The organism is Pseudoalteromonas thalassia (assembly GCF_049257215.1).
Classification (GTDB): domain Bacteria; phylum Pseudomonadota; class Gammaproteobacteria; order Enterobacterales; family Alteromonadaceae; genus Pseudoalteromonas; species Pseudoalteromonas lipolytica_C.
The window spans coordinates 36,872-49,854 of sequence record NZ_JBMMUE010000016.1; the positions used below are offsets into that span (position 1 = coordinate 36,872).

12 protein-coding genes are annotated in these 12,983 nt (G+C 42.3%); 4 read left to right on the forward strand and 8 right to left on the reverse strand.

The features are described 5' to 3' along the window. Positions 1–38: 38 nt before the first annotated feature. The 3 genes from AAEU31_RS16775 to AAEU31_RS16785 form a co-directional block, all read right to left on the reverse strand. On the reverse strand, positions 39–1,919 hold the full coding sequence (locus AAEU31_RS16775; RefSeq protein ID WP_421967809.1) for a methyl-accepting chemotaxis protein: 1,881 nt from the start codon (positions 1,917–1,919) through the stop codon (positions 39–41). A 121-nt stretch (positions 1,920–2,040) separates the two neighbouring features. Next, entirely contained in the window at positions 2,041–3,075 is a 1,035-nt protein-coding gene (locus AAEU31_RS16780) for an MJ1255/VC2487 family glycosyltransferase (RefSeq protein ID WP_421967810.1), read from the reverse strand. Continuing rightward, the gene (locus AAEU31_RS16785) at positions 3,072–3,608 is read right to left on the reverse strand and encodes a phosphatase PAP2 family protein (RefSeq protein WP_235403923.1); all 537 of its coding nucleotides are present in this window, start codon (positions 3,606–3,608) and stop codon (positions 3,072–3,074) included. Before AAEU31_RS16785 ends, AAEU31_RS16780 begins: the two co-directional genes overlap by 4 nt. 212 nt (positions 3,609–3,820) lie before the next feature. Here AAEU31_RS16785 and rraA point away from each other — a divergent pair, with 212 nt between their 5' ends. Next, positions 3,821–4,318 carry a ribonuclease E activity regulator RraA gene (gene rraA / locus AAEU31_RS16790; RefSeq protein WP_135922757.1) on the forward strand — a complete coding sequence of 166 codons (498 nt, stop codon included), beginning with the start codon at positions 3,821–3,823 and terminating at the stop codon, positions 4,316–4,318. Between the two features lie 5 nt (positions 4,319–4,323). Next, a complete protein-coding gene (locus tag AAEU31_RS16795; protein ID WP_281547207.1) occupies positions 4,324–5,373 on the forward strand; it encodes a formimidoylglutamase in 1,050 nt (349 codons plus the stop codon). A 182-nt stretch (positions 5,374–5,555) separates the two neighbouring features. Here the strand turns inward: AAEU31_RS16795 and AAEU31_RS16800 are convergent, their stop codons facing one another. Both AAEU31_RS16800 and hutI read right to left on the reverse strand, forming a co-directional pair. Next, positions 5,556–7,229: an EAL domain-containing protein gene (locus AAEU31_RS16800; protein ID WP_421967833.1), complete on the reverse strand. Its 1,674-nt coding sequence runs from the start codon at positions 7,227–7,229 to the stop codon at positions 5,556–5,558. A gap of 121 nt (positions 7,230–7,350) precedes the next feature. Further along, positions 7,351–8,592, reverse strand: coding sequence for an imidazolonepropionase (gene hutI / locus AAEU31_RS16805; RefSeq protein WP_421967811.1), 1,242 nt, complete (start codon positions 8,590–8,592; stop codon positions 7,351–7,353). A gap of 138 nt (positions 8,593–8,730) precedes the next feature. On the opposite strand from hutI, the gene hutC reads away from it, so the two are divergent. Next, a complete protein-coding gene (gene hutC, locus AAEU31_RS16810) occupies positions 8,731–9,438 on the forward strand; it encodes a histidine utilization transcriptional repressor HutC (protein WP_421967812.1) in 708 nt (235 codons plus the stop codon). Here the strand turns inward: hutC and AAEU31_RS16815 are convergent, their stop codons facing one another. Further along, the gene (locus tag AAEU31_RS16815; protein ID WP_421967813.1) at positions 9,439–10,209 is read right to left on the reverse strand and encodes a Rossmann-fold NAD(P)-binding domain-containing protein; all 771 of its coding nucleotides are present in this window, start codon (positions 10,207–10,209) and stop codon (positions 9,439–9,441) included. It abuts the gene before it with no gap. Between the two features lie 123 nt (positions 10,210–10,332). On the opposite strand from AAEU31_RS16815, the gene AAEU31_RS16820 reads away from it, so the two are divergent. After that, complete coding sequence (locus AAEU31_RS16820) at positions 10,333–12,360, forward strand: methyl-accepting chemotaxis protein (RefSeq protein WP_421967814.1); 2,028 nt, start codon at positions 10,333–10,335, stop codon at positions 12,358–12,360. On the opposite strand, the gene AAEU31_RS16825 is transcribed toward AAEU31_RS16820, so the two are convergent. Continuing rightward, positions 12,345–12,554: a hypothetical protein gene (locus AAEU31_RS16825; protein ID WP_135922764.1), complete on the reverse strand. Its 210-nt coding sequence runs from the start codon at positions 12,552–12,554 to the stop codon at positions 12,345–12,347. The two genes, AAEU31_RS16820 and AAEU31_RS16825, sit on opposite strands and share 16 nt — an antisense overlap. Before the next feature lie 254 nt (positions 12,555–12,808). After that, a complete protein-coding gene (locus AAEU31_RS16830; RefSeq protein WP_064971745.1) occupies positions 12,809–12,967 on the reverse strand; it encodes a YqaE/Pmp3 family membrane protein in 159 nt (52 codons plus the stop codon). Positions 12,968–12,983: the final 16 nt, after the last annotated feature.

The window sequence follows — 12,983 nt, forward strand, 5'->3', positions numbered from 1 at the left end:
CACCACGCTCTATTTATATATAAAGTATCAAGTAATTATTAAACTTTAAACTTATCGATTGCCTGATAAAGCACACGTGCTTGCTCAGACACCTCTTCGCTGGTTTGTGCATTAGTTGCCGCGTGACCCGATGCCTCTTGAGCGATATCACGAATGCGTACCACGTTTTTATTCACCTCAGAAGCCACTTGGCTTTGTTCATCAATTGCTGTGGCTATGTGAGTACTCATATCCATAATGGTTTGTACATCTTCGGTAATTGAACGCAGTAACTCACCGGCTTTGCTTGCCTGCGCCGCGCTTTCGCCACCTTGTGTACGACATTGCTGCATAATACTCACCACTTCTCGTGTGCGACCTTGTAGGGTCGAAATAATGCTCTCAATCTCTTGTGTTGAGTCTTGGGTACGCTGGGCAAGTGAACGTACTTCATCAGCAACCACCGCAAAGCCACGGCCTTGTTCACCGGCACGCGCCGCTTCAATAGCTGCATTGAGTGCTAGTAAGTTTGTTTGCTCAGCAATGCCACGAATAACGTCTAGTACAGAGCCAATGGTTTCAGCGTCTTTTTCTAACTGCGACACCACGCTAGACGCATTACCGAGTGAATCTGATAAGTGGTTTATTTGCACCACTGTAGATTCAACCTCAGAGCGGCCTTGCTGCGCGCTTAAGTTAGTTGACTCAGCTTTTTTCGCTGCGGCTTCAGTATTGTGTGAAATATCTTGAATCGTCGCCTGCATTTCGGTGGCTGCTGTGGCAACCATATCCGCTTCATGAAGCTGCTCTTGCATACCTGAGCTAGTTGCTGCAGTCGTTTCAGATAAATGTTCTGTTGCCACGTTAAGAGTACTTAGCGCGGTATTTACTTCGTAAATCAGCTTTTTAAAATCACTGATCAAGCTATTAAAGTCGATCGTCATTGTGGTGATTTCATCTTTACCCGATTGAGTAATCGACATGCTTAAGTCGTTATTACGACGAATTTCGTTAATCGTATGGTACACACGTTCGATAGGCTGAATAATTGAGCGGCTAGTAAAGTAAACTAATAGCATCACTAAAATGCTAGCAATAATAAACACAAGAATGGCAATCAACTGCGCACTAGCAGCACTCGATTCTACAAACGCTTTTGTTTGATCTGTAAGCTCTGTAACAATAGCATCACTAAGCTCAACACTGCGTTTCATCTCACCGAGCGCCCCTGATTCTAAATCAAGGCCTAAGGCAACTTGTGCATCAACTAAGGCTTTAAATTTACTTTGATAAGTCGCAAGCAAACTAAGTAACTGGTTTTCATAATTTGTATCGAACCCAGCGCTTTTAATCTCTGATCTAAAACTAGCAACTAAATCATCAAACTTGCCCATATACTTTAAATCAAAGCGCAGCATAAAGTCTTTTTCTGCACGGCGAAGCTGTAGCATTAAAGTGAGTAATTTATAGTTTTCGCGCTCGCTTAATAATGTTTCTACTTGATGCACCGCACCACGTAAATCACCATAAAGAGCATCTTTAGGGTGTAAACCTATTTTCTTTTGTAGTACCACAACCTCATTGAAGTCATCGTAATAAGTTTTCGCAAGGCGTCTAAATTCATTTAGCTTCGATGAATCCATCGACAAATCTTTCACTAACTCGTCTAGTCGCGCCATTTTATTTTTTAGCTGCGAATACTCTTTTTCAAAAAGCTCAAGGCTATCGACATCTTTGTAAAACAAAAAGTTTTTTTCATGTTTACGCATCGCAAGTTCATGAATGTCGAGCTCCTCCGCATTTTGAATTGTTTCGTTGAGCTTTAGCATCATGCGCGACTCAAAGATAATTACACACAGCATCACAATCATTGCAAGACCAACAACGAGCGCGTTTAACTGTAAACGACGCTTAATAGTTAAGTTTTGTAATACATTCATTCAAAGTGCCTTATAGAAACATGCATTTAAAGTATAGCTAAACTATTTAAAGCAGCTAATAAAAAGTAGCCTGAAAAGGCGATGCATTTTCCAATATAAGGAACCAACAAACAAACTGTATTTACTGTAAGTTAACTTTTTGCCATAAATGTTGGTGTAACTTATCTAATTTCTGCCACTGCTTTTTCCTTACCCATTCAACTAGTGGCGCGGGATCACTCGGAAAGTTCAATCTTTTATTTTGTGGTGATTGCAACCAATCATCCATCGCATAGGGGTTAAGGTAACTCATAACATGGGCAGCTCCCATGCCTAGCAGCGTTTGTGCATTAATCCCCTGCTCAAACTGCTTGCCAAGCGGCTTGAGTAAGAGCTTTTTACCTAACTGTAATGCCTCGCTTGCAAGCTCAAACCCTGCATTACCAATCACACCACCAGCGTTGGCTAAATCGTTAAGAAACCCAACTCGTGACGGCGCTCGCAGATGAATATTACCGATTGAGCAATCTTGCGCATCGGGGTGATAGCAGTAAAACTCACGCTCAGGAAAGTCCTTTAAGTAGTCGACAACACTTTCTAGGTTCTCAAATGGTAAATACACTAAGACTTTATTTTCAACCATCACAGGATTGTCATGGTGGTGACTCGCGATGAAAGGAGGAATAATATTCTCAGCATAAGGTTGCCAATGAACACCGAGATAGACATTCGCGGGGGCATAATTACGGATCAACGCACGACGAAAGAAAGCTCGGCCAAACATTGGCACTTTATCAGACAAAAATGCAGCCTGATGACTCATACCAATAACCGGAATACCTTGCTGTTTTGCTGCCCACGCTGTGATAGGTTCAAAGTCATTAAAAACCAAATCATAATGACGTAAATCTAAGCTTTTAATATCTTTAATTAGCTGCAAAGGGCGTGCATTTTTTAATGTTCTTAAACTATCAACTTGTCCTGATTTACTGGTAAATGATAAACCTCTAAATGCTCTAAAGTCGGCAAAATCAGCCATATCAAAGTAATCTTGCTCTTTGCGCCCGGAAAATACGTAGTCAACATCGACCCCTAATGCTTTAAAGGTGGTTGCCATCACGCGAGCACGGGTTATGTGTCCGTTACCTGTTCCTTGTATACCGTACAAAATTCTCATATAGATTCCACCACCATGACTGCTAAAACTGCACAACTCGACCCCATACCTGCGCCAATAATTACATCTGCAGGGTAATGCACACCGATTACCACCCGAGATGCTGCTACACCCGATGCCCAAAGAAGCCACAGCACAGTAAGCTCAGGGAAATACATGGTTAAAATAGTCGCTATAACAAATGCCCCAGCACTATGCCCCGACGGTAGGCTAAATTGGTCACTTGGCACTAAATACGCACCTTGCACTAAGCAGTCGCAAGGTCTTACCCGCGCAATTCGCTTTTTAGCTAAAAAGTAAATGGGTCGCTCAATTGCAAAGCCAACCAATATACTCATCGCAAGCTGCTGAAAATGAAGTTGTTCGGTAAACCACCAAAACCCAAGGAACAACACCACATAAAGTCCGCCATCACCGCTTTTTGATAAACCAAGCGCTGACTTTCTGAGCCAATTTGGCGAAGCGTCGTTAAACACACTTAGAAACAGCTGTTCATCCACTTTGGCCAATTTAGTAAGCATGTTGTTTGCCATGGTAAGCTCCTTGTCATACTTTGCGTCTAATTTTTATACTCATCTCAGCTTAGGCGGTAAAAATAACAATTAGGTGACGCTTTTGAGACACTAATGTTGCGATAACGAAATTCCTTTGATTTAAACGAATAAACCAGTATTAAGTCGTTGTTATTGAGTTGTATCAAGGTATACTGGGTACTAAACAGACAGTCTCTTTAGAGGATGAAAAAATGGATTACAGCACTTCTGATTTATGCGATCACTTTGCCGACGTGGTCGATGTGCTCGAGCCAATGTTTATCAATTTTGGTGGACGCCCAAGCTTTAGTGGCCGAGTGAAAACTGTTAAATGTTTTGAAAATAACGAGCTGATCCGCGATATCTTAACTACGGACGGAACCGATAGTGTGCTTTTGATCGATGGTGGTGGTTCAACCCGACGCGCACTAATAGATATTGAACTAGCAGAAATCGCCCTTGAAAATAACTGGCAAGGGATCATCGTTTACGGTGCTATTCGCCATGTTGACGAACTTGAAGAGCTAGATCTAGGCATTCAAGCAATTGCTTCTATTCCAGTTGCTGCAGACAGTGAAGGCGCAGGCGAAGATGGTATAGGCGTTAATTTTGCCGGTGTGTCTTTCTTTGATGGTGACTTTGTTTACGCCGATAGTACCGGCATTATATTATCTGCTGAAGAATTAGAGTTAGAAATAATAGAAGACTAATCTCAGTGATAAATCCCCTTAAAATTTATGATGAAGCGGCGGTAAAACATTTATGTGTCCGCCGCGCCAATGAACAAAAAGCATGGCAAGCTCTTGCTCTTCTTGATACACATGTAAACGCCTCTCAGGCTCTTATTGATGCCAAACAGTTTGGTATTCGTTACGTTTTAGTTGGCGTGTGTGAAGATATTGGGCCTCGTGCTAACCTAGGTAATGGCGGTGCACAGCAAGCATGGCTAGCTTTCTTAAAGCGCTTTTTGAATCAAACTCATAACCAATTTTTAAACCATGAGCGTGTATTGCTACTTGGTGAAGTTGCGCTTGATGATTTAAACCAACAAGCAGCTAACCTTGATAATAAAAACGACGCCGACTTAGCCAAACTACGTGAACTGTGTGGCGATATCGACACCCGTGTTGAGCAAGTACTGGCAATGATTTTTGCAGCTGGCCTTGAGCCAATTGTGATAGGTGGCGGACACAACAACTGCTTAGGTATATTACGTGCCCTTAGTAAGCAGCATGGCAAACCAGTAAACGCCATTAACTTAGACCCTCACGCTGATTTTAGAGACTGTGAAGGTCGCCATAGTGGTAATGGCTTTAGGTATGCCTACAGCGAAAATCATCTCGCTGATTATCATGTGATGGGTTTGCACGAATTTAAGAATAATCAAGCAATTATGAATGCGTTAACTCAAGCAAACTTCTCGTTTGATAGTTATCAAGACATTCAAGTTCGTCGCAATATAGACTTATCAACCGCATGTAAACAAGCACTTAATAAATTCGATAATGCCCCATTAGGCGTCGAAGTTGACTTAGACAGTATTTCGCTAATGCCAGTTAGCGCTTATACCAATTGCGGCTTTAGTGTGAGTGATGCAGAACACTTTGTGCATTTAGCAGCCAGCCAAACAACTGCTCGCTACCTTCATTTATGTGAAGGTGCACCATCACAACACCCTGTTAGTTTAGAAGCAGGCATGAACGATGCCGGCCAAATTATCACTGCCCTAGTGAATGCGTATTTGCAGGCAAGAGAGGCAAGTTAGAAAGAGGCGAGAAACGAGGTAACGACTGATTTTTGGGGAGGTCAGCTCGAAACAAGTTTCACGCCTACCTGTAGCAGCGGCTTTATGCCGCGCCCCTTAAATTGGAAGCAAGGTTTGAGATAAAACGCGATGTGACGAGTCGAACAACTCGCTAACTTTCCCCTAGAAACTCGCTAGCTTCATTACTGATGCTCTAAATGCCATTGTTTTAACCATGACACCATACCTACACTACTAAGCGGGTAATTAAAATAATAACCTTGCGCTGCATAGGTGTTTAATGACTTAATAAAATTAAGTTGTTCTAAGGTTTCCACCCCTTCACAAATCACTTTAGCATTATTTTGATTATGCATAGCCACCACCCCTGAAACGAGGCTACGTATTTGAGTTTGGTGAGCAAAATCTGCGGTAAGCGATGCTGCAACTTTAACATACTCAACATTCAAATTTGGTAGTTTAGATAGCCAAACAGGGGTATCACCTAATCCATCTACACACAGTTTAATACCTATGCTACTTAGCCTTGCAACCATGGCTTTACCTTGATCATCCAAACTCATAAATAGATCAAGCGGGCATTCAATAATTAAAGCGCCGGGCTCTAAATGATGCTCGGTGGCAATACGGTCTACAAATTCAATAAACTCTTCATGCAGCATCTCAGGACCAAACACATTAATACTGAGTGGCAGTTGCATGCCTTCCATACGTAATGCCATAGCAAGCTCTGCTGCTCGCTCAATCACATAAGCAGCAACCGGATAGCTAAGGCCTGCAACACGAATATCATCAATAAACTTGTTAGCTGCTAAGATCCCTTGTTTTGGATGCTGCCAGCGTAACAATAATTCTAAAAACTCTATCTTGTTGTCACTATTACGAACCACTGGTTGAAAATACAACTCAAGCTCACTAGCAAAATCTAGGTGCGCCAGCTCACGTAGCCTTGCTTGCTGCTCTAACTGCTCAATCATCATTTGTGGATGATATGGCACGATAGCCCGATCTGGGTTTGAATCAAGTGCAAGGTTAGCGAAAGAAATAAGGTTTTCAAAACTGTATTCAGGCTCGTTACAGCTAACGTAGCTAGCTCGCACTTTCACCTCAATAGTGCAATTTGCCACATTGAAGGGTTTTAAGGTCACTTGTTTTATTTGACTTATAAGTTGCTCATGCAAATGCTTTTGCTCCTCAAGAGAGCAAATGAAGGCAAAATTTAATCCACCTAAGTGAGCAAGCTTTTCTATATTGCCAGCGCCACTACTAATATTAAGCACTGCATCATTGTCTAATTGCTGTTTAATACGAGTAGCAGACTGAGCAAGTAATAAATCACCAAAGTCCCGACCTATATGCTGGTTAACACTTTCAAATCCCTCTAAACGCAGCATAACAAGGGCGCAGTTATGCGAGTGTTCTTCAACCCAGCTAGCAAAGCTACGTCGTAAATCGCTGCGATCTGGCAAGCCAGTTAGTGGAGTACTGTCTATTTCATCATGGTAAGGAGTATCAACTATGACTTCTTCACTTTCTTCTGGTTCTTCAAAGTTAAAAAAGCCAGACACAGATAAAACAATAACTGAAATCGCTAGCCAATACGCGGAAGTTTCGAGCAATAAGTGGGCAGAATACATAACTGTAAACGTAATCGCCGCAGCGACAGTAAAAATAATCGCTAACCAGTTATTTGTTCGAAAAGCTTGCCATAAATGAAAGCAAAGACTCATTGCTAATAAAATGATTAACCAAGGAATAGCGGAGCTGAGGATTGCCAACCCCAGCACACCATTAACAACTAAACTGAGTCTAAGTATTGGATGACGAGTGACACACAACGCACAAATCATTGCCATAAAAACGCAGCCTGCTAAAAACACTGGCACTGCATCACTACTTAAATTTACGAGCCCTACACCGTTACTCGCTAAACTGGCAATCAATGACATCTAATCCAAAAATACGTAAAAATAACTTCTAACTAAGTCTACCCAAAATCCACAGATTTAACAGTTTATTTACGCCGAATTGGTAACTTAATTGCGCAGGGTGGGATATTTGCCAGTGAGCAATATCAGCGCGTGCCCCCACTTTTAATACACCTCGATCATCAAGACCCAAGGCTTTGGCGGCATTACGTGTTACACCTGCAAGCGCATGCTCTGGCGTCATACGAAAAAGAGTACAGGCCATATTCATCATTAAATGCAATGAACACAATGGTGAAGTTCCTGGGTTGAAGTCGGTTGATATAGCAATAGGCACCTGATACTGCTGAAGTAATTCAATTGGTGGGTATTTTGTTTCGCGTAAGAAATAAAATGCCCCCGGTAACAGCACTGCCGCAGTGCCTGCTTTGGCCATTGCTTGAATGCCTGCTTCATCTAAATGTTCAATATGGTCGGCTGATAAGCCATTAAATTCAGCAACAAGTTCTGCACCATGTTGATTAGATAACTGCTCAGCATGCAACTTAACGGGTAAGTTGTGCTTTTTAGCCGCTTCAAATACACGGCGAGTTTGCTCGTTACTAAAACCGACATTTTCACAAAATGCATCAACCGCATCAGCTAAATCAGCTTCAACAACACGGTCAAGCATTTCACCACAAACAAGCTCTATGTATTCATCACTGCGGCCTTTATATTCTGGTGGTAATGCGTGAGCACCTAAAAACGTGGTTTTAACATCAATCGGGTGATTTTCACCGAGTAAACGAGCCACTTCGAGTAGCTTAATTTCGTTTTCGCAATCAAGACCATAGCCAGATTTGATCTCTACCGTAGTCACGCCTTCTGCGTATAACGCATTTAAGCGCTCTTTCGCACTGACAAATAAGGTTTCGTGGTCTGCTGCGCGCGTTGCTCGTACTGTACTTGCAATACCGCCGCCATTAGCAGCAATTTGCTCATAACTGACACCTTGCAAGCGTTGCTCGAACTCTTCAGCGCGGCTACCGGCAAACACTAAGTGAGTGTGGCAATCAATTAATCCAGGTGTTAACCATTGCCCTTTAGCTGAGATAGTCGGTGTTGCTAATGCATCAAAGTTTGGTAAGTCAGCTTGCGAACCTAACCAAGCAATTTTACCTTCTTTTACTGCGATCGCTGCATTTTCTATAGCACCGTATGGCGCATCAACTTCAGGATCCATGGTGGCAATATTGGCATCTGTGATCACTAAATCCCAGTGCATTTGGCTATCGTTCGTTGTATGCATTTTTCACCTATACTTATATCTGCTGCGAGCTTTAAAGCGCCTAATCAAATTAGCTTAAAGTTTAACAACTCATCTTGTATATACAAGAAAATTATGCCACCTTGTAACACACTGTTAACTTACCTGTGCACTTTCACAATGAGCGTCCCTAAGTTTGCGCAAATAAAAGAATATATTTTGGAAAACATTCGATCGGGTCAATGGCAAGAAAATAGCCGCGTGCCCTCAGAAAATGAATTAACCAGCCAGTTTCAGGTTAGCCGCATGACGGCCAGACGCGCGTTATCTGAACTTACAGACGCCGGTATACTAACTCGTAGCCAAGGCCAAGGGACTTTTGTAGCAAGCTTTAAGTCACAATCATCATTGCTCGAAATTAAAAACATCGCTGATGAAGTTAAAGCTCGTAACAGTGATTACAGCTGTACAATTTTAGTGATGGAATCAATACGTGCAATTGCCCCTATTGCAATTGCATTGGGCGTTGATGTAGACAGTCACGTTTATCGTAGCGTCATCGTTCACAACGAGAACGAGCAACCTCTGCAAGTAGAAGAGCGCTTTGTGAACCCGGCTCTGGCAAAAGATTACTTACAACAAGATTTCCACAGCCTAACCCCCCATGAGTATTTATCAATCAGTGCGCCATTAACTGAGGCCAGACATACGGTTGAGGCGATTATGCCTAACCAAGAAATGTGCGAATGGCTTAATCTCTACAATGAAGAGCCTTGTTTGCAAGTGATCCGCCGAACGTGGTCAGCAAATGGCATTGTAAGCTTTGCACGCTTAGTCTCACCAGGTAGTAAATACAGACTCGGCGGTCACTTAACCTTTAAAAAGTAATTAAATTGGCAATTGATAGTGAAAGTTCAGCGCCTCAATAGCCGAACCATCAATGATACGTTCGCCAGCTTCATGACTTGTAAAGGTGGGTGGTTGATTACCCAGTTCAGAGCATTTTTGCTGGTAGTAGTCCTCTTTTGTTGGATGCGCTGGGTTAACAACGTTATAAATGCTATTGGCGTTAGACCAGTTTTCAAGCACTGAAAAAATCGCCGCTATTACATCTTGCTGTTGTACCATGTTCACCACTTGCTGACTTGAGCTAGTAAGCTCTTTTCCTGCAACAAACTTACCTGGGTCGCGTTCGGGGCCTACAAGTCCCGCTAAGCGCAATGCCTTGCCACCCGCATTTAGCACTAATTGCTCCGCATCGTATAATGTTTGTTGGCGTGCTGATTGGCAGTTAATTTCTGTGCTTTCGTCGTAACAACCATTGTCAGTTGGGTAAACACCTGTCGAAGAACATAAAATAAAGCCTTTACAATTTAGGTGTTTGGCAAGTTCAAGCCCAGCTTGTAATGTATCTAAATAATTACTTTCTGAGCTGCGGCTACGCGGTGGAATTGCACACACCCACCATGCTCCTTCAAGTGATACGTCATGTTTAAGTACACCATCTTCAAGTGCAAACTGACGCTGAAAGTCATGTTCGTGATCGCGACTACGGTGTGTCCCCTGCACCTGCCACGCCAATTCCTTTGCCTTAAGACAAAGAGCTTGCCCCAACCAACCTGCACCTAGCACCACCATTTTATTATCATTCACAACCATTTAGTAACTTACCCTATGTATTTTGTAATATTTTATTAATAACTACCGTTTTGCAAAGTAGCGATTTAAGCGCAAATATGATTAGATAGATAACTCTAACCGATAATAAAAATACGTGCACCTATGTTAAACAATCTCTCTTTACGTAAAAAAATATTACTGCTGATTGGCGGGACGATTAGTGTACTACTGATCATCGCGTCTAGTTTCTTTGTTAATCATATTGCTGACCTATCTCGCAAAGCGATTCAACGCGAAGCTGATAGCTACTTACAAAGCGAACGACTATCAATGCAAGGTTACTTTGCTAAATACGGTAAAGTTGTTGAAACCTTCGTAACAAATCCGCATTTAGTAAACTGGTTTGACAACTGGACTAAACGTGATCAAAGCCTTGATAACCAACCAGGATACGACAACGTTAATCAAGATTTTGTTCGTATCAGTGGTAACGATGACAACATTCTATCGGCCTTCTTTGCATCAGCAACAACAGGCGAATACTTTAAAGAAAACGAGCGAACCACCCACTACAATGGCCAGCCTTATTACGCTTATAAACGTAGTTGGTGGCAAGATGCTTTAAAGATCAACAAACTTTATGTTGGCCCTATTTCTGTAGATTTAACCACAGGTAATGCCTCAGCGGTTGTACAACAGCCAGTTTATAATAAACAAAACAAACTTGTTGGTTTTGGTGGGGTTGATTTACAGCTCAACAATATCAACGACATGGTTGAGGCCATTCGCTTTAATGGCCAAGGTTTTGGCTTTTTACTAGATGGCAATCAAAAGGTTGTTCACTTCTCTGAGCGTACTGGCCATAAATTGTCTGTGACTGACGAAGGCCCTAATGGCAAAGAAGGCTTAGATGCTCTCGAAAAACAATTTAGCGACACATCAGGCTTTAGCGAATTAAACCGCGCGATGAAAAGCCAAAAAGATGGTAGCAGCTATGTCACATTTAAAGGTGAGCAATATTACGTTGTATACAATCGCCTTGAACTAGAAAGTCCATATCTTGATTGGTATGTCGGGATTTTGATCCCAACTAGCATGATTGATGAGCCAGTTAACGATGCGGTGATGACAACCACTACATCATTAATCATCATCCTTGCGATTATCATTGCGATGATCTTTTGGGCCACGCAAATGATCACCAAACCTCTTACAAAACTGACTTACATCATGCGTGATATCGCATCAGGCGATGGCGATTTAACACAGAAAATTGAAATTCATAGTCAGGACGAAGTTGGCCAGCTTGCTCATCATATGAACACCTTCATCGATAAATTACGTGCAATGATGCTCAACACTGCTGCGCAAGCAGAGCAGCTGAGCCAAGCAGCTAGTCAGCTGAAAATTGTATCGCAAAAAACCAATGATGAAATTCAGCAAGAAAAACAACAAGTTGATAGTGTAAGTGCCGCTGTTACTGAAATGGCATCTACAGTACTCGAAATTTCACGTAATGCGCAGCATACCAATAATGCAGCCGAAGAAGTGCAAGCCATTACAGTCGATGGCACTAAGCGCTCTACACAAGCTCAGTCAGTAATGACTGCGCTTGCAAGCCACATCGGCGAAGCATCTAAAGTAGTTGCAGGTCTTGAACAAGAAAGTGGCAACATTGGCGCTGTGATCGACGTAATCAACTCAATTGCAGAGCAAACTAACTTACTAGCACTTAATGCAGCAATTGAAGCGGCACGAGCCGGTGAGCAAGGGCGAGGCTTTGCTGTTGTGGCTGACGAAGTTCGTTCACTAGCAAGCAGAACGCAAGAGTCAACGGATGATATTCGAAATATGATCAGTCGCTTACAGCAAATTGCTCAACAAGCATCAACTATGATGCAACAGGGTCAAGAGCGTGCTGAAGGCTCCGTTGAGCAAACGCAAATTGTATTGCAAGCACTGCAAGATATCGCGCAATCAGTGACAAATGTACAAGATCAGAGTCATCAAATTGCGACTTCAACAGAACAGCAAACTGTGGTTGCAGAAGATATTAATAATAGCCTGGCGGCTATTAACCACCTTGTTAATAGCACTGCGGATCATGCTCATGAATTGGCAGATGAAGCACGTGATTTAAATGAATTGGCAGCGTCTTTAAATAAGACAGTAAATCAGTTTAAGTTATAAAGATAAATTGCCGAAGTTATTAAAAACCCGATGTCACCTGAAGATGACATCGGGTTTTTATCGTCAGCCTTCCCTGTTAATCGTGGCGCAACCGCTTTCGCGTGTTCCATAAATTCATGCCACTGTTGCTTATTCCATAAAGCAACTCCTTTGTCGGTCAATCCTTGTGTTGGTTGCGTTTGTACTTGTTCCATATAGTCACCTCCTTACGCTAGCTTCATCCTGTTTGGCTCCAAGCCTGAACTTATCCCTTGCTGTCATCTCCGTTCACTTTATCCATAAAGCGTTGCCATTGTGCGCTACTCCATAACGCTTTGTTACTTCCTTGCTGTCCTTTTTGCTGTGCTACATTGTCCATACTGTAAACTCCTTGCGGTTTATCGTCCTTTACTCCTACAGCTGCTCCTTGCTGTGTTCCCTGACTCATCCTTGCTGATTAATGAGGTAATTATCGCTTAGCGATGATATACACAGCATGAATCAAACCTGGAATGTACCCTAATAAGGTTAAAAGAATATTAATCCAGAACTGCGCACCTAAACCTACCTGTAAAAATACGCCAAGAGGTGGAATTAAAACCGATAAAATAATACGTATTAAATCCATGACTCACTCCTTGAAA